This is a genomic window from Psychrobacter piscatorii (genome assembly GCF_904846415.1).
GTDB lineage: Bacteria > Pseudomonadota > Gammaproteobacteria > Pseudomonadales > Moraxellaceae > Psychrobacter > Psychrobacter piscatorii.
In genome coordinates this window covers 25,126-42,323 of sequence record NZ_CAJHAR010000023.1, presented here as the reverse complement: position 1 = coordinate 42,323, position 17,198 = coordinate 25,126, and the positions used below count along the sequence as shown (strand labels likewise).

Sequence of the window (17,198 nt, the reverse complement as noted above, 5' to 3'; positions counted from 1 at the left end):
AAAAAGCCAGCTTTATGCTGACTTCGTTTGTTCGGTCATATGCAAATCATGAATGGTCTAATGACGGAAGTTTGCCATCAATGCTGGAATACCCGGCAACATACCAACGATAGCCATCACCCCGGTCAGTACCACAAACATAATACCCGGTATAATCCAGCGGCTCATTTTAGTCAAATTGGCACTGCGCTCTTTTGAGCCAATCAAACCCAAATTATCAAGCAATAGCGTGAGTGACCAACCAAAGGCTGGGTTCACCAAGGCAGAAGCAAACACCACAATAGCGGCAGACTGCGTGGTTTTACCTTCGCGCGTCATCTCCATACCAGCCTCTAAGAGTGGAATGAAAACCCCAACGATCAACGCCACGCACATCACTGGTTGCCAAATGGCTAAATCCATTGGATAGCCCCAGACACCTGCGATAATACAGAACAAAGCCGTCAATAAAGCACCAGCAGGAATTGGACGTTTCGCAATCGCCGCAGGGACAATATAAGTACCCCAAGATGACGCAAAGTTGGCACCGCCCAATACGGAGCCAACTACCTGACGAAACGACGCACTGGTCATCGTATCATCGATATCCATGAGCACTTTTTCAGTACGCTTAGGGTAGCTAATTTTTTGGAATACCTGATGCCCTAAGAAATCTGGTGACCACATTGCCACGGCCAAAATAGCAAAGGGCAATACCACAATGAAGCTTTCAATCGTCGGTAGCCCTAACATCCAACCTGTGTTCTCACCCCACCAGTACATCGGGTTCATATGCGGTAGACCTGGTGCTGTTTTGAACGCAAAAGGTGCGCCCAATGCAAAAGCAAGACCGCCACCTAACACGCAGCTGAGCGGAACCGCAAGCCAACGTTTTTGCCAATGTTCAAGTAATGCATATAGTAGGATAGTCGCTAAAATAATAAAGAAAGCAATGTGCGACATACCAATTCCTTCTGCCCAAGCAAAAAGGTTCTTAACCTGTGAGGTGGTTCCGATAAACCCTAAGTAAATCAACAGACCACCGCACACGCCCTTACTGGTTAGATTGGCTAGCAAACTCCCACCTTTACTAATAGCGAGCAGCAGACCAAAAGCACCAATCAGTAGTCCAAAAGCCATTGGATGACCACCTGCAGCCACAACAATAGGAATCAATGGAATAAGTGGCCCATGAGTACCGGCAAGGTTGGCCGTCGGTAGCAGAAATCCAGAAAACAAGACAATAAAGAACGAGACAATCAACAACTCATAACGAACGTTTTCTAAAACAAAGGCATCACCTAGGCCGAGTGGGCCTGCAAAGGTTGCCGCAATCGCGCCCACCATGACCACTTTACCGATGGTCGCTGCCATCGCTGGGATAGTATCTTCATACTCAAAACGATAATCACGAAATGGTAAATTGGGACGCCAGCGTTTTGGCTGCATGATTTGCAATTCATGATTTAGATAAGCGTCACGACTGTCAAAACTTGAGCTTGGCTTATGCAAATCTATATAACTGCCTTGCAATTCGCTATCTTGATTTTCTGGATTTGATTCCGGCGTGTTAGACCTTAAAGATGAGGTCTGAATGTTACTCATCACATTTCCTTGTGTTGATTGCATTTTTAATTGGCTAACGATTTTAATTTGATATTCGCTAAATGACCGGTCGGTCACAATAAGCGGAAAACCATTGTATGTTAAGGGATAAGAAAATGCGAATTTAAGGTGAATTAAAGAGACTATGTGTATCGTTATAATATATAAATTAAAGTTTTCATTGGATACAGGAATGAACTTAATAGAAAACTAACAGGAAAAAACAGCGCCAATTTGGACGTAAAATTAAATCAAAGGCCAGTTTTCTTAAGAATGACTTACATCTGAATATTTTTTATCATATAACTAAATACTAAAGATAGTTATAATAAATACTAAATATTGCTTTGCGATAGCTATAAAGACTATGCTCAGTTACGCTTTAAAACTAGCGAGCGCAGTCATTTTTAACTATGATAAATGTCTTTGTCGTTTATCATCTAATAGCAAACACTAAAAAACAGCGCTACCCATATCACTGAAAAATCAATAAAAGCAACAGGATAGATTTATGAGTGTACTACCCAGCAATTTTGAGACTTTGAAGCGTCGAGCCAAGCAAAGTATCATGCCGCTACTGACCCCGCACCTACTAAAGCTGCGACTCAATACTTACGCACCCTATATCGGCGCAGGCATCAAAATCGACCACATCAGCCTCGATCAGGGATTGTGTGTGGTCAGCATGGGACTGACCACTCTCAACAAAAATATCGTCGGTACTCAATTCGGTGGTAGCTTGTATTCTATGGTTGATCCCTTCTATATGCTCATGCTGATGCATCAATTGGGTAGCAACTATGTGGTCTGGGACAAAAGCTCAAATATTGATTTTATCGCACCGGGAAATAGCAGAGTCACAGCACGAATGAAAATACCTAGCACTGAGGTGATTACCATTCAAGAGTTGGCAAAAGACGGTGAACCTGTGTTTCGTGAATATAAAGTCGATATCGTAGACGACCAGCAAAAACTCATTGCTACCGTCACCAAAACCTTGTATATCAGACTACGCAAATACAGCAAATCTAAAGAGCAAGCTAGCCGAATTGAAACGCCCCATACCTGAATAGTTTTCGACTATTCGCAAAAAGTAGCACCTATCATCTGTTAATATCCAGCTAATCACCCCGCAAGCCTAAATTGATAAGCGTTCACATACAAAAACCCCAATCCAGCATTCGCATAGATTGGGGTTTTGTCTTTTTTGGTATGGCCCGCTTATTTATAAATAAACCTATGAATAAGGGCTTGTATCTACTATTACCTTGTTTTGAGTCAATTCTAAAACCATACAATCAACTCAAAACGGCAAACTTGTACTTAGATACCAGGTGCAGTATCAACTGCATCAGGTACGCCAGCGTCAGTCTTTTTCTGAGCTGGACGTGGCGCAAGTTTTTCGCGGATACGTGCTGATTTACCAGAACGCTCACGTAAGTAGTACAGTTTCGCACGGCGAACAGCACCACGACGTTTCACTTCAATGCTATCGATGATTGGTGAGTGCAATTGGAATGCACGCTCAACGCCAACGCCGCTTGAGATTTTACGTACGGTAAACGCTGAGTTTAAACCGCGGTTACGCTTAGCAATTACAACGCCTTCAAAAGCCTGTAAACGCTCACGCTCACCCTCACGTACTTTTACTTGTACCACAACGGTATCGCCGGGTGCAAAGTTTGGGCGCTCGATCAATTGAGCGTTTTCGATGACCTGAACCAATGGATGCTTGTTGCTCATGAGAGTTATCTCCTCACATTAGATAATAGAGGCTTTACGCATATCACCTGTTTGTAATAATTAATCGTATCTCTTTATAGTGAGATACAACATAAATGGGTTATAACCAACGGCCACTATGCGATGACTCGTTTTATTATTGCTCAAAATTCTGTTTCTTAACTGTTTATCAAGCTTAATGACGATAAAATCAGGTATCAACAACCTACTTTTTATCTGCTTTTGCTAGTGCTTTAAGCCACTTCGCTTGCTCTACCGTCGGAGTAAACGCTTGCCACAAATCCGGACGACGCGCTTGCGTACGACTGACTTGCTGACTAAAGCGCCACTTAGCGATATTGGCATGGTGACCCGAAAGTAACACTTCAGGAACCGCCATACCCGCAAACTCATGCGGCTTGGTATAGTGTGGACAATCAAGCAAGCCATCGACAAACGAGTCTTGCTCTGCTGACTTATCATCACCCATGATATCGGGTAGACGACGTATCACACTATCCATCAGCACCATTGCTGGTAGCTCACCACCAGTCAACACGTAATCACCTAGTGATACTTCCATATCGACATATTGTGACAGCAGGCGCTCGTCGATGCCTTCATAACGACCGCATAATAAAATCATGCCATCATAATCAGTCATACCGACTACGCTACTCTCACTAAGCGTTTGCCCTTGCGGTGACATATAAATCACCGGACAATGCTCACTATCGACACGGCAACCATATTGCTTGGCACGCAAGCGTGCATCCTCAATGGCTTTCGACAATGGCTCAGCCATCATCACCATCCCAGGACCGCCACCATACGGGCGCTCGTCGATACGGCGATAGTTATCAGTGGTATAATCACGTGGATTAATGCATTCAATCGTAACTTGCTCCTGAGTCACTGCCCGTCCCGTGATTCCAAACTCACGAATCGTGGCAAACATCTCAGGAAAAATACTAATTACGGCAAAATACATCTGATGTCTACTTGCATTGAGGCTAAAACAATCGGTGTGACTATCAATGAACACTAACTAAAAGCTAGAATCGATATTAATAATCACTCGGCCATGCCACAAGTACTGTTTTTTCAGTCATATTGACCTCTATCACAGTTTGCTTATGCCATGGAATTAGGCGCTCTTCATTATCCAAACTGTCTGAATTGGCTGCCACGCGCATAATGTCGTGGGCACCAGTTTCAAACATTTCAGTGATATTGCCTAGATACTCGTTCTGCTCGTTCATCACGCGCAGACTGACCAAATCCGACCAATAATATTCGTCTTCAGCTGTTTCAGGCAAGACGTTTTGTTCGACCCAAACGGTCACGCCGTTCATGGTCTCAGCAACATTACGATCAGGAATCTGCTCAAATTGAGCCACAATTCCTGTTCCTTGCTCACGCCAAGCTTTGACAGTCAAAGGTTTCATGCCAGTGGCGGTTTTCATCCACCACGGCTTCATGTCGAATATCGCTGTACGATCATCCGTATCACTAAACACCCAAAGCCAGCCTTTGATGCCATAAGGCTTCTTAAGTTGACCGATTTTCATAAGGGCACTAGCGTTTGGAGTGGATGACATAGCAGCTAACCTAACAATGATTAAAACAGCAATTGCAAAAACAATTGTGTCAAAAGCGATAAACAGTTAATGGCGCACCCTGGTCAGACCAGTTACGCTATGTATTCTAAAGTCTACTGAGTCTTCTTGTAGTCATACTATAAGTGGCTCAGTAACAACAAAAACTTAAGCAGTTGCTTCAGTTTGTGCTGCAGACTTGTTGTAAGCTTTTGCTAATGAAGCAACGCGATCTGAAGGTTGTGCACCTTTTGCGATCCACGCATTGTACGCTTCCATGTTTAGGCGTACTGCTTCTTCAGACTCTTTAGCGAGTGGGTTAAAAAAGCCGATGTTTTCAATATAGCGACCGTCACGCGCGCGGCGTTGATCAGCAACAACTACTTGATAAAATGGGCGTTTCTTGGCACCGCCCCGTGCTAAACGAATAACAACCATGTGAATTCTCTCTTTCGCAGGTATACCAAAAAGGGCATAATTATATCACAGTCTTTATTTGTTGAAAACATAAACTATGCATATTTAATTATTTATTAACAATAGCTTAAATACCAGTCTATGTAAAACATAATCGAGCATAACCGTGCGTTTTATACAATTATTAAGGACAGTCTGTCTATCTTAATCGGTTACTAAAATATACCGTGCTTTAGATTTGGTATTATTAAAATATTGGAGAGGCACATAACAAACTGCTTAAATAAATAGCCTCACAGTACGATTCATTGATTATGCTATTCTATGGTGTGTTGAAGTAGACTGACGCACCCTAATCTCAGCCACCATGTTTAGAAATAACCCGCTCTTTCTCCAAAATACAATCGCGGCTTAACTCAAAACCAAATTTAATCAGACACCTTTCTTAATCTGCTGGATTTATATGATTACTCCAAACTCGAAGCCCCGTCGCAAAGGTTGGCTACCACGTTCTTACTCCAATACTTGGCTGACAACATTGATGGTCGCTTTTATTGTCCTCATTAGTGTGAGTTTGTCGATTTTATTCTTTTGGCGTAGTCTGTACCTACCAGAACTCAAAAACCATGCGCGTTATTTGACAAGTGAGCTGCGATTAATTAATAGTGTGAATAAAGACTGGCAATATCGTCCTGATATCCGCCAATGGGTTTATCAACATTCTCATGTCGTGGTGGTGAACAACCCCAGTGACTTTCCGGAGGTGGCTGACAAAGCATTTGTGAGCTTCTTTACTGATGTACTTCAGTATGAGATTGGTGCACAGCTAGGGCGACCTGTTGAAGTTTACTTCAAGTTCAAACCAACACCGCAGCTTTGGGTACAAGACAGTCGCGATGACAGTTTCTGGATCCGTGAGCCAGTGGTTTACTACTCGCAGTACAGCCCAACATTGCTCATATTGTTTCTAATTGGATTGCCTATCTTATCGCTGCTGACCATTATTTTGTTAGCTAGGCAATTGAACCGTCCACTACGTTATCTACAACGTGCAGCGACTAACTATATTCGTCTGGGTCATGCAACCACGTTACCAACGCAAAAAGGCCCTACCGAGATACGTCAAGTAAACATGGCTTTCAACCGTCTATTTACTACGTTAAATCAAGCCCAAAAAGAACGAACCATCATGCTCGCTGGTATCTCACATGATCTTCGGACACCTTTAACTCGTATGCGTCTGACTGCTGAGATGCTACCAGATGACTTTTTTCGTGAAGGGCTAATTTACGACATCGAAGACATGGATGCGATTTTGGAGCAGTTCATCTCATTTATGAAAGATGGTTCCGATGAGCCAGTTAGCTTGACCAACTTAGACACGATATTTAATGAGATCATGGTGCAGTTCGCACCGATGAAGTTCGTTTATCAATCAGAGTGTCACAAGGTGGTTCCCGTACGCCCCTTATCTATCAAGCGTCTCATTATCAACCTGATCAATAACGCCAATCGTTATGGCAAACCGCCGATTTATCTATCAGCCACGGTGATACCAACATTTATAGAAACGGTTGAAGAAGAAGATAGCGATGTCGTCAGTGAAAACGTTGTCAATAAGGAAGCACAGGAGCAATTGATGATTTGTGTGCGTGACTGCGGTGATGGTGTGGCAGAGGATCAATTGGAGCGCATCATGCAGCCATTTGAGCGTGGAGAGACCGCACGTACTACCCAAGGTAGCGGTCTAGGGCTGGCCATTGTAGATCGCATTGCGCGGTTACATCATGGTACGGTCGAGGCCATTAATCATCCTGATGGTGGGTTACAAGTATGTGTGCGCATACCCCTACTCTCTAAAGTTGCTGGAGACAGTACTTTGGCTGCTGAGGCAGTCGATGGCACATCTACAGACGATAATATTACATCGAATGCAGAAAATCCTTAACACTATCGCTTAGACAAGCCCTGCGTGGATAAATTAATCTTTGCTGCCAATGATAGGCGGAATATATTCAGCACTGTTAGCAAATGCTAATGGCTGAGTAATCTCTTCTTTGGCTGTCTTTAGCGTTTGGGTGGTTGATGGCTGCTTTAGAAACAAGTAGTAACCCAGCGTAATCGCATTTAATAGCACCAAGCCACCAAATAAATATGGCATCCTTTGCCTCCTATATTGTCAAACTACTCTAGAATAAGCTGCTGCAAACAGGACATCTGATTATCAAAATATTAATAATCAGGTTCGTTTAATGATGACAAATTTTTTACTTTTCATCATTATTCACTTGTCAGCATTGTTATTTAGTGTCGAAATCGCGTTCGCTTTTTTCTTGCGTCAATTCGTCAGCAGCCAAAATTTGTGTGAGCGGCTTGATAGGCCATGTCATTACGAATCTTGCGCCGCCAAGATCTCGGCTCTCATCTACTTTCATACTACCATTAAACCAAAAGGCAATGCGCGATACAATAGACAAGCCTAGACCGTAGCCGCCTGATGCTCGTGTACGGCTATCATCCAAGCGCGAAAACGGTATAAATACTTTTTCACGATCAGCCTCAGGAATCCCATGACCGTCATCTTCGACGCTGACAAATGCATTACCCTTTTTGACACCAGCACTAATAATGATCGTGGTCTCGGCATAACGTAAAGCATTACCTGCAAGATTCTGAATCACACGGTGCAGATATCGTCGATCGGCAATCGCGGTTACTTTCGCATTTGGCAAGTTGGTCACTATTTTAATCGGCTTACCTAGTGCATTGGTCTCACGCTCAATCTGCTGTAGCAGTTCTCTGAGATTTACTGGTTCTAAATCTAATTTTGGCGAGCCCTCTTCGAGCTTGGCATAAGTCAAAATCTCATCAATCAAACCATTAAGTGATTCGATATCTTCATCAATATAGTCACGCTGCATAAAGCGTGAATCTTCGTCGTCAGTATCAGCCAGCATATCTACCGCAAATCGAATACGCGCAACTGGCGTACGAAGCTCATGTGATACGGCTCGCGTGAGCTCTCGTTGCGACTCAATCAAACGCTTAATATGTGACGTCATTGCGTTAAAGGTGGCTGATAAACGTGCGATCTCATCTTGACCAATTACCTGTACTTGAATATCAAGATTACCTTTACTCACCTCATTAACACCCACTTGAATAAGCTGCAGCTTGCGCTCAAGTGGGAAAATAAGCGCATAAACACCCAAACTGATTAAAAACATACTAATCAGAATCATACTAATAATTAAATTGAGTGGAAACCAGTTAAATAAGGGTACAGGGCCTATCAAGACTGCCATATCATTAATTTCAGACGGAACCACTATCTTGATGGCCGAACTACTGGTACTACTATTAGGGTCTTGCAATGAGATGACCACTTCATCACGGCGTAGGCGCGACATTTGATCTGAATCTAAATCGAGCGTGTTAACAGGCACAAATGCCAGAGGGAAAGAAAACTTCTCCTCAAGTTCAGCCAAGCGTGCACGTTTATCAGACAAGGTGACTTCATAAGACAAGTCGTCCAATAAAAAGACAGCAATTGCTCTGACTTGCTGCTCCGTGACTTCCGATATTCGTGCTGTTAGGACATTCTCATTATCCGGCAAGCGATAATAGACATCTGCATACACAGGCTGTTCGACGTAACGAACGACAGTATTATCATTTTTAAAGCGTCGTAGCTCGCTGGCAGTAAAATCTACTTCATCAATAGGTATGATTTTGAAATTTGCACCAAACAAACTACTGGCATCAGACAGCCAGTATTCACGCTCTTCTGCAGTATTTTGGTGAGAGATACCTTCGCTCACCAAATGAAAAGCCCCCATTGCCATGTTTTCACGGTAGGACTGTACACGCTCCTTATTGATAGTACCCATCAATAACTGCGCAAACAATGCTACGCACAAACAGACTATGAGTAGTCCAGCATAGATACGGACAAAAATACTGTGTTTTAAAGAAGAGACTAATGACATACGTGCCGTGACCAACTTAATAAATAAAAACTGCTGATATCATCTAGCATATAAGCACTGCTATGTGATTGATATCGAACACTGTTGAATAGGATTATCAGACGCTAAATAGTATATTTTAATGGATATGCAATGATCATCCAAAAAGAATAGACATTTTATACATTTAGTTCGCGTCTATAATAAGTGCTTAATTAAACCACATAACACCGCATTTAAGTTCAAAAATTAGAATTTAGCCACAAAAAAACCAGCAACTAGGCTGGTTTTTTCAAACGACGATCAATATTTAGTCATTAAATGAGCAAAAATGACTTAGTTGCCTTCTTTCACAAACAGATAGCCCTTACTACGTACCGTCTTAATACGTTTTGGATTTTCTGGATCATCACCGATTTTTGGACGGATACGTGAGATACGTACATCGATTGAGCGATCTTGTCCATCATACTCAATACCGCGTAGACGCTCAAAAATATCTTCACGAGATAAGATACGGCCTGCGTTAGACGCAAGTAACCATAGTAGATCGTATTCTGCACTGGTAAAATCAACCAATTCATCACCTAGATTGACTGAACGACCACCGTTATCGATGACTAGCTCGCCAAACTCTAGACGCTGTGGCACGTCTTCTGACGGTGCATTTTCTGAACGACGTAGCAAGGCACGAATACGGGCAAGCAATACACGCGGCTGGGCAGGCTTGGCAACATAATCGTCAGCACCCATCTCAAGACCCAATACTTGATCCATATCTTCAGTACGCGCAGTCAACATCAAAATCGGATTTTGATAATGCGGACGCACTTCACGACAAACCGTCAATCCGTCGCTACCAGGAAGCATAACATCAAGTACGACCATGTCTGGTTGCTCATTGACGATACGGCGAATAGCGCGGTTACCATCAGTTTCAATTGCTACTTCTAAACCATTTTTGACCAAGTAATCTTGAGTCAACATGGCCAGACGCTCATCATCTTCAACAATCAAGATTCGGGGGGTGTTGTCTTCTTCAGTCGTTGTCATTGTTATATCCTCTAATACATCTAATTTAAAAGCAGTAAAAGTAAGAGCGGTAAAAATTAATAGCACCATAAAGTGGCACAATCGATGTTCGTATAGCTGTTACAAACTTAGCAGCACAGTATACTATTAAACGTATCGCTTCCTATACTATAGCTGATAGTCGTTAACAAAACCTATAAACTACATCGACTAAAACTTTAGTTTACGTCCAAAAATAATGTCATATATTTCCGCATTGGCTAATGGTTTTACTTTTGCAGACTACTTAATATCTAAGTGCATATAAATTATCAAATGAATGATTAAGGTTGCTCAAATACACTCAATCATCGCTGTTTATTTACGATGTTCCATTATCTAATATAACGACATATTACGATTGTCGCCAGTAACTTTTCGGAATATTCTAATATTGTTTCTCTCAATCATAGATGAACGATTTTACTTTAAAGAATAGAGAATTCATTTATTCATACCTCAGAGCTTATCGAGGTCAATCATGATAAAGTGAATCAATCATTAACGAACAGACATAAAAAAACAGCCCATATAATGGACTGTTTTTTTATCATTACTTCTAGCGATAACTCTAAATGATTAGCTAGAACTATCAGTAATGAATTATGCGCGGTTTTTATACTTACGAATAGTCTGTAGTTGTCCTACTGACTCTGCAAGTGAGGCCAAAGCCGCATTGGTTTGTAGTGTATCAGATTGATTGACCAGCATTTGCTCCGCTTTTCTACGTGCTTCAACGATTTTGCTTTCGTCAAGATTGTGCGCACGCATGGCCGTATCAGCCAATACGGTAACCATTTTTGGTTGTACTTCTAATACGCCACCTGAAACATAGATCACTTCTTCTTCGCCGTTTGCTTTTTGCACTCGCATTGCACCCGGTTTTAGCAAAGTAATAAGCGGTGTGTGACCTGGCAATACACCAATCTCGCCTTCGGTACCAGTAGCTATTAACATGCTAATTTCGCCTGAATATAACTCTTCACGAGCACTTACGACGCGACATTGTAACGTTGCCATACTTAACTCCTTACCATAAAAGCGCGATCAAAAAACAGTAAAACTGCGATGCGTTACTGAAGAGTAGATATAAGGTTTATATTATATCTACTCGTTAGCTTATGCGCATACAACTTACGCTGACTTAGACTTCATTTTTTCAGCTTTAGCAACAACTTCATCGATGCTACCAGCCATGTAGAACGCTTGCTCTGGTAGGTCGTCGTATTCACCGGCAATAATTGCTTTAAAGCTAGCAATGGTATCGCGTAGTGGTACGTATTTACCAGGTGCACCAGTGAAGACTTCGGCTACGTGGAATGGCTGAGACAAGAAGCGCTGAATCTTACGAGCACGATAAACAACCAGTTTATCTTCTTCTGATAGCTCATCCATACCCAAGATAGCGATGATGTCTTTAAGCTCTTTATAACGCTGTAGAACTTCCTGAACACCACGAGCAACATTGTAATGCTCTTCGCCGATTACTTGTGGATCTAGCTGACGTGAGGTTGAATCGAGTGGATCAACCGCAGGATAGATACCTTGTGATGCGATATCACGGCTTAGTACAACTGTTGCATCCAAGTGAGCAAACGTTGTAGCAGGTGATGGATCGGTCAAATCATCCGCAGGTACGTATACCGCCTGAACTGACGTAATAGAACCTGACTGAGTTGACGTAATACGCTCTTGTAGTAAGCCCATCTCTTCAGCTAGTGTTGGCTGATAACCAACCGCTGATGGCATACGACCAAGTAGTGCTGATACTTCTGTACCCGCTAGCGTATAACGGTAGATGTTATCAACAAACAATAGCACGTCACGACCTTTGCCAGTAACAGGATCTTTGGTATCACGGAAGTACTCAGCCATGGTCAAACCAGACAGTGCAACACGTAAACGGTTACCCGGTGGCTCATTCATCTGGCCATATACCATTGCAACTTTAGACTTACTGAAGTCTTCAGTGTTTACAACGCCAGCTTCCTGCATTTCGTGATAGAAATCGTTACCTTCACGAGTACGCTCACCGACGCCCGCAAATACTGACAAACCTTCATGTTTTAGAGCGATGTTGTTGATCAGCTCCATCATGTTGACGGTTTTACCAACACCAGCACCGCCGAACAGACCAACTTTACCACCTTTAGCAAATGGGCAAAGTAGATCGATAACTTTAATACCAGTCTCTAGTAGCTCAGTGCTGTTTGACTGATCCGCGTAGCTTGGTGCTTCACGGTGGATAGACCATTTATCGTCAGCAACAACAGGACCTTCTTCATCGATAGGACGACCAAGAACATCCATGATGCGACCTAGCGTACCAGTACCAACAGGCACAGAAATAGGTGCGCCAGTATTAGTAACAGGTAGGTTACGCTTTAAACCTTCGGTTGAACCCATTGCAATAGTACGTACGATACCATCACCTAGCTGTTGCTGTACTTCTAGGGTAGTTTCGGTACCGTCTACTTGCAAGGCATCAAAAATTTGAGGAACTTCATTACGGTTGAACTCAACGTCAAGAACCGCGCCAATAATCTGTACAATACGACCGCTACTCATTGCGTTCTCCTTGAACTTCTATATATAGGTGTAGTCAATTATGAAACAGCAGCAGCACCGCCAACGATTTCCGAGATTTCTCGGGTAATCGCCGCTTGACGCAGCTTGTTATAAACCAACTGTAAATCGTTAATAAGGTCACCAGCATTATCTGTTGCCGCTTTCATCGCAACCATACGTGAAGACTGCTCAGAGGCAATGTTTTCCATTACCGCTTGATAAACAATCGACTCGATGTAGCGACCAAGCAATTCATCAATCAACGTCTTGATATCAGGCTCGTAGATATAATCCCAGCTAAGTTCTGTCTGTAGACCACTGTCTTCATCACCAAATGACTGCTCTGGTAAAGGAACCAACTGATTGACTGTTGGTTTCTGAGTCATCGCATTGACGAATCGGTTATAGACCACATAGATACGGTCAATATTGCCGTTACTATAGTCTTCAAGCATCGCTTGAACCGGTGCATTTAATTGCTCAAACGTTGGTTTATCGCCATAGTCGGTCACAGCCGATGTGACTTTACCACCAAAGTTTTTGAAGAAACTCACACCTTTGGCACCGATGACTGCAAACTCAGCTTGTACTGACTGATCTTGATAATCTTGGATACTTTTAGTTAAAGCTTTGAATAGGTTAATATTCAAACCACCCGCTAGGCCACGGTCAGAGGTAATGACAATATAGCCAACCTTATTGACTGGACGCGATACCATATACGGATGTTTATAGTCTGATGAGGCATGCACCAAATGTGAAATAACCCGGCGCATACTATCAGCATACGGGCGACCCACTTCCATGCGCTCTTGAGCACGGCGCATTTTACTTGCCGCTACCATTTGCATCGCACGAGTAATTTTCTGGGTGCTTTTAATACTGGTGACTTTGGCACGTATCTCTTTTAAGCTTGCCATAATGATTCCAATATAAGAGGGTTAAAAAGCATTGGCGCATGCGACAATCGTTTGATATACAACATCACTTTTATAGAATAACATTTTATATCTTGTGGCATTACGCGATCTAATACCGATCATGGTTAAAACAGTGGCGCAAATATCTGATTAGACAACGCGCCACTTTTAAATAACAGTTATAACCAATTCGGCTTAACCCGTTAAATTAATAACTGTGATTTTGTTTAAAGGTCTCTAGAGATGACTTTAAACGACCTGCGATATCATCATTGTAGTTCGCAGTGTCATCAATCTCACGCATCAATTCACTTTGCTCATCATGCATATAACGCAAGTACGCTTCTTCGAAAGAACCAATCTTTTCGACAGGTACGTCAGCTAAGAAGCCTTCGTTTGAAGCATAGATAACGGCTGCTTGCTCAGAGATTGACATCGGCTGATACTGCTTTTGCTTCATCAATTCAGTCACACGCTCACCATGATCAAGCTGTTCGCGAGTGGCGTCATCAAGATCTGAGGCAAATTGAGCGAATGCCGCTAGTTCACGATACTGAGCTAGAGCGGTACGAATACCACCAGATAGCTTTTTGATGATCTTAGTCTGAGCGGCACCACCAACACGAGATACCGAGATACCAGCGTTGACTGCTGGACGGATACCTGAGGCGAATAAGCTAGACTCTAAGAAGATCTGACCATCAGTGATTGAGATCACGTTGGTTGGTACGAATGCAGATACGTCACCAGCTTGTGTTTCAATGATTGGTAGTGCGGTTAAAGAACCTGTTTTACCTTTCACTTCACCGTTAGTGAACTTTTCTACATAATCAGCATTTACGCGTGATGCACGCTCAAGTAGGCGTGAGTGTAAATAAAATACGTCACCAGGATACGCTTCACGACCTGGCGGACGACGTAATAGTAGTGAAATCTGACGATAAGCAACGGCTTGTTTTGATAAATCATCAAATACAATCAGTGCATCTTCGCCGCGGTCACGGAAGTATTCGCCCATCGTACAACCTGAGTACGGTGCGATATACTGAAGTGCTGCAGGCTCTGACGCTGAAGCAACCACAACGGTGGTGTATTCTAGTGCGCCAGTTTGCTCAAGCTTACGTACGACGTTAGCGATAGTCGAACGTTTTTGTCCGATAGCCACGTATACACATTTAATGCCAGAAGCTTTCTGTGCAATGATCGCATCGATAGCCATCGCTGTTTTACCAGTCTGACGGTCACCAATGATAAGCTCACGCTGACCACGACCGATTGGAATCATGGTATCAACGGCTTTATAACCAGTCATTACTGGTTGATCTACTGATTGACGGTCGATAACGCCTGGAGCGATCTTTTCGACTTTATCAGTCATCTTGGCATTGATTGGACCTTTGCCATCAATAGGATTACCCAAAGCATCAACAACACGGCCTAACAGCTCAGGACCTACTGGTACTTCAAGAATACGACCAGTACAATAGGCTTTTTGACCTTCTTGCAGCTTTAGGTAATCGCCAAGTACTACCGCGCCAACAGAATCACGCTCTAAGTTTAGAGCCATTCCGTAGATTTCGCCTTCAAACTCAATCATTTCGCCGTACATGGCATCTTCAAGACCATGAATCTGCACGATACCGTCAGATACTTTGACAATCGTGCCTTCATTCTTTGCAGTTGCACCCGCATCAAGGTCTTGAATACGCTGCTTAATCAGGTTACTGATTTCCGCTGGATTCAATTGTTGCATTGCCTTGTTTCCTTTAATTTATGATAACCCGCCCACTGACTCAAATGCTCTTGCTATGACGCAGATAATATATGACTGCATCGATAAATGGCATTAGGCAGTTAGCTGTGTTTTTAACTGTTGTAACTTGCCGCGCATCGAATCATCAATGACTTTATCACCGACTTTGATTGTAGCGCCTGCCAATAAACTTGGATCAACTGATTCGTGAATCACTACACTGGCATTTAGCGAGGTAGCAAGACGCGTTTGTAGCATTTGACGCTGGTCATCAGTCAATGGGTAGGCAGAAGTCACATATGCGTCAAGCTGCTTTAAGCTTATTGCCTTGTGACGGCGATAATGCTCATAAACTTCAGGAAGCAGCGCTAGACGCTCTTGTTGCGCCAACTGCTTAACAAAATTATTGAGCTGGGGTGATACTTTAGGGTAGCTAATACTGTTACCGTAACGAGAACCTTTGCTCTCGCCTAGTAGCTGTTTAAAAGCAGAGTCGCTATCACCGGCTACTTGTGAGTCATAAAGATCGACCAAAGCAGCTGACTTATGCTCAGCAGAAACAGCTGGATTGTCTAGCCAAGTACTGAACGACTTGTCATTGACAACAGTGCTAGCGACAAGTAAGAAATCTTCCCACTCGTGTACAGCGCCGTTTTCATTGGCATAGTCAAACGCGGCTTTAGCGTACGGTCGTGCTAAGGTTGATAAGTCAGCCATTATATCCTCACAATTACAGCTTCGCCGCCAGTTGGTCTAACATACTGGCATGTTTTTGCACATCGACTTTGTCTTGCAAAATCTTCTCTGCACCAAGTACAGCCAGTTCAGCAACTTGGGCACGTAATGATTCACGCGCTTGATTGATTTCTTGGTCGATAGACGCTTGCGCTTGTTGACGAATGCGCTCGCCTTCCGCTTGGGCTTGCGATTTTGCATCTTCGATGAGCTGATTGGCACTCTTGTTTGCTTGCTCGATTAGAGCGGCAGCCTTGGTCTTTGCAAGATCAAGTTCCTGCTGGACATTTTGCTCCGCGGTCGCCAAATCTGCTTTTGCTTTTTCTGCGGCATTCAGACCTTCAGCAATTTTACGCTGACGCTCATTGATGGCACCGATAAGTGGTGGCCACACGAATTTCATGCAAAAAATCACAAATATTGCAAAAGCAATGGCTTGACCGACGAGGGTAAAATTGATATTCACGTGATCACCTCTTTGTTAATGAAAAATCAGTTTCATTGATCATGTTTGGTAGTCAAATCTTGACTATATTTAATAGAAAACCCTTGAGCACCAAACATGTACAACTGAGCTTTCGGATTAACCTGCTAGAGGGTTAGCGAACAACAATAGCATAGCAATACCAACACCGATCATCGGAATAGCATCCAAAAGACCTGCTACGATGAACATACGAGTTTGCAACTGTGAGCCAAGCTCTGGTTGACGAGCAACGCCTTCTAAGAATTTACCACCTAGAATAGCAAAACCAATACCTGTGCCAAGTGCGCCAAGACCGATAAGTAGTGCTACTGCGATAACTGTGTAACCACCTAATACTGGATCCATTGATGTATCCTCATTTACCTATTGAATGTC

General features: G+C 43.0%; 17 protein-coding genes. 2 read left to right on the top strand and 15 right to left on the bottom strand.

What is annotated here, in order from left to right:
* Positions 1–57 precede the first annotated feature (57 nt).
* A complete protein-coding gene (locus tag JMX83_RS10710; RefSeq protein WP_227675822.1) occupies positions 58–1,584 on the bottom strand; it encodes a DUF3360 family protein in 1,527 nt (508 codons plus the stop codon).
* 511 nt (positions 1,585–2,095) lie between these two features.
* On the opposite strand from JMX83_RS10710, the gene JMX83_RS10705 reads away from it, so the two are divergent.
* Entirely contained in the window at positions 2,096–2,653 is a 558-nt protein-coding gene (locus JMX83_RS10705; protein WP_201601563.1) for a DUF4442 domain-containing protein, read from the top strand.
* A gap of 254 nt (positions 2,654–2,907) precedes the next feature.
* Here the strand turns inward: JMX83_RS10705 and rplS are convergent, their stop codons facing one another.
* From rplS to rpsP, 4 genes are all read right to left on the bottom strand, one after another.
* A complete protein-coding gene (gene rplS / locus JMX83_RS10700) occupies positions 2,908–3,327 on the bottom strand; it encodes a 50S ribosomal protein L19 (protein ID WP_102093129.1) in 420 nt (139 codons plus the stop codon).
* A gap of 205 nt (positions 3,328–3,532) precedes the next feature.
* Positions 3,533–4,297: a tRNA (guanosine(37)-N1)-methyltransferase TrmD gene (gene trmD / locus JMX83_RS10695; RefSeq protein ID WP_201601560.1), complete on the bottom strand. Its 765-nt coding sequence runs from the start codon at positions 4,295–4,297 to the stop codon at positions 3,533–3,535.
* Positions 4,298–4,373: 76 nt separating this feature from the next.
* Positions 4,374–4,907 carry a ribosome maturation factor RimM gene (gene rimM / locus JMX83_RS10690; protein ID WP_201601557.1) on the bottom strand — a complete coding sequence of 178 codons (534 nt, stop codon included), beginning with the start codon at positions 4,905–4,907 and terminating at the stop codon, positions 4,374–4,376.
* A 165-nt stretch (positions 4,908–5,072) separates the two neighbouring features.
* Complete coding sequence (gene rpsP, locus JMX83_RS10685; protein WP_021812802.1) at positions 5,073–5,342, bottom strand: 30S ribosomal protein S16; 270 nt, start codon at positions 5,340–5,342, stop codon at positions 5,073–5,075.
* Between the two features lie 442 nt (positions 5,343–5,784).
* Here rpsP and JMX83_RS10680 point away from each other — a divergent pair, with 442 nt between their 5' ends.
* On the top strand, positions 5,785–7,269 hold the full coding sequence (locus tag JMX83_RS10680) for an ATP-binding protein (RefSeq protein ID WP_201601554.1): 1,485 nt from the start codon (positions 5,785–5,787) through the stop codon (positions 7,267–7,269).
* Positions 7,270–7,302: 33 nt separating this feature from the next.
* On the opposite strand, the gene JMX83_RS10675 is transcribed toward JMX83_RS10680, so the two are convergent.
* The 10 genes from JMX83_RS10675 to atpE form a co-directional block, all read right to left on the bottom strand.
* Positions 7,303–7,482: a hypothetical protein gene (locus JMX83_RS10675; protein ID WP_201601551.1), complete on the bottom strand. Its 180-nt coding sequence runs from the start codon at positions 7,480–7,482 to the stop codon at positions 7,303–7,305.
* A gap of 139 nt (positions 7,483–7,621) precedes the next feature.
* Positions 7,622–9,310: an ATP-binding protein gene (locus tag JMX83_RS10670; RefSeq protein WP_201601548.1), complete on the bottom strand. Its 1,689-nt coding sequence runs from the start codon at positions 9,308–9,310 to the stop codon at positions 7,622–7,624.
* Between the two features lie 315 nt (positions 9,311–9,625).
* The gene (locus tag JMX83_RS10665; RefSeq protein WP_058023509.1) at positions 9,626–10,342 is read right to left on the bottom strand and encodes a response regulator; all 717 of its coding nucleotides are present in this window, start codon (positions 10,340–10,342) and stop codon (positions 9,626–9,628) included.
* 621 nt (positions 10,343–10,963) lie between these two features.
* Positions 10,964–11,380: a F0F1 ATP synthase subunit epsilon gene (locus JMX83_RS10660; RefSeq protein WP_201601543.1), complete on the bottom strand. Its 417-nt coding sequence runs from the start codon at positions 11,378–11,380 to the stop codon at positions 10,964–10,966.
* Between the two features lie 114 nt (positions 11,381–11,494).
* Positions 11,495–12,928, bottom strand: coding sequence for a F0F1 ATP synthase subunit beta (gene atpD / locus JMX83_RS10655; RefSeq protein WP_201601540.1), 1,434 nt, complete (start codon positions 12,926–12,928; stop codon positions 11,495–11,497).
* A gap of 38 nt (positions 12,929–12,966) precedes the next feature.
* The gene (gene atpG / locus JMX83_RS10650; protein ID WP_201601537.1) at positions 12,967–13,848 is read right to left on the bottom strand and encodes a F0F1 ATP synthase subunit gamma; all 882 of its coding nucleotides are present in this window, start codon (positions 13,846–13,848) and stop codon (positions 12,967–12,969) included.
* A gap of 208 nt (positions 13,849–14,056) precedes the next feature.
* The gene (gene atpA, locus JMX83_RS10645) at positions 14,057–15,601 is read right to left on the bottom strand and encodes a F0F1 ATP synthase subunit alpha (RefSeq protein ID WP_201601534.1); all 1,545 of its coding nucleotides are present in this window, start codon (positions 15,599–15,601) and stop codon (positions 14,057–14,059) included.
* Between the two features lie 93 nt (positions 15,602–15,694).
* Positions 15,695–16,318, bottom strand: a complete 624-nt coding sequence (locus tag JMX83_RS10640; RefSeq protein WP_201601531.1) for a F0F1 ATP synthase subunit delta — start codon at positions 16,316–16,318, stop codon at positions 15,695–15,697.
* Between the two features lie 13 nt (positions 16,319–16,331).
* Positions 16,332–16,802 carry a F0F1 ATP synthase subunit B gene (locus JMX83_RS10635; protein ID WP_058023503.1) on the bottom strand — a complete coding sequence of 157 codons (471 nt, stop codon included), beginning with the start codon at positions 16,800–16,802 and terminating at the stop codon, positions 16,332–16,334.
* Positions 16,803–16,919: 117 nt separating this feature from the next.
* Entirely contained in the window at positions 16,920–17,168 is a 249-nt protein-coding gene (atpE, locus tag JMX83_RS10630; RefSeq protein ID WP_010197960.1) for a F0F1 ATP synthase subunit C, read from the bottom strand.
* Positions 17,169–17,198 lie beyond the last annotated feature (30 nt).

Excerpts from the sequence above, each read along its gene's own strand:
- JMX83_RS10710 (WP_227675822.1), bottom strand. The coding sequence starts at position 1,584 with ATGAGTAACATTCAGACCTCATCTTTAAGGTCTAACACGCCGGAATCA.
- JMX83_RS10705 (WP_201601563.1), top strand. The coding sequence starts at position 2,096 with ATGAGTGTACTACCCAGCAATTTTGAGACTTTGAAGCGTCGAGCCAAG.
- rplS (WP_102093129.1), bottom strand. The coding sequence starts at position 3,327 with ATGAGCAACAAGCATCCATTGGTTCAGGTCATCGAAAACGCTCAATTG.
- trmD (WP_201601560.1), bottom strand. The coding sequence starts at position 4,297 with ATGTATTTTGCCGTAATTAGTATTTTTCCTGAGATGTTTGCCACGATT.
- rimM (WP_201601557.1), bottom strand. The coding sequence starts at position 4,907 with ATGTCATCCACTCCAAACGCTAGTGCCCTTATGAAAATCGGTCAACTT.
- rpsP (WP_021812802.1), bottom strand. The coding sequence starts at position 5,342 with ATGGTTGTTATTCGTTTAGCACGGGGCGGTGCCAAGAAACGCCCATTT.
- JMX83_RS10680 (WP_201601554.1), top strand. The coding sequence starts at position 5,785 with ATGATTACTCCAAACTCGAAGCCCCGTCGCAAAGGTTGGCTACCACGT.
- JMX83_RS10675 (WP_201601551.1), bottom strand. The coding sequence starts at position 7,482 with ATGCCATATTTATTTGGTGGCTTGGTGCTATTAAATGCGATTACGCTG.
- JMX83_RS10670 (WP_201601548.1), bottom strand. The coding sequence starts at position 9,310 with ATGTCATTAGTCTCTTCTTTAAAACACAGTATTTTTGTCCGTATCTAT.
- JMX83_RS10665 (WP_058023509.1), bottom strand. The coding sequence starts at position 10,342 with ATGACAACGACTGAAGAAGACAACACCCCCCGAATCTTGATTGTTGAA.
- JMX83_RS10660 (WP_201601543.1), bottom strand. The coding sequence starts at position 11,380 with ATGGCAACGTTACAATGTCGCGTCGTAAGTGCTCGTGAAGAGTTATAT.
- atpD (WP_201601540.1), bottom strand. The coding sequence starts at position 12,928 with ATGAGTAGCGGTCGTATTGTACAGATTATTGGCGCGGTTCTTGACGTT.
- atpG (WP_201601537.1), bottom strand. The coding sequence starts at position 13,848 with ATGGCAAGCTTAAAAGAGATACGTGCCAAAGTCACCAGTATTAAAAGC.
- atpA (WP_201601534.1), bottom strand. The coding sequence starts at position 15,601 with ATGCAACAATTGAATCCAGCGGAAATCAGTAACCTGATTAAGCAGCGT.
- JMX83_RS10640 (WP_201601531.1), bottom strand. The coding sequence starts at position 16,318 with ATGGCTGACTTATCAACCTTAGCACGACCGTACGCTAAAGCCGCGTTT.
- atpE (WP_010197960.1), bottom strand. The coding sequence starts at position 17,168 with ATGGATCCAGTATTAGGTGGTTACACAGTTATCGCAGTAGCACTACTT.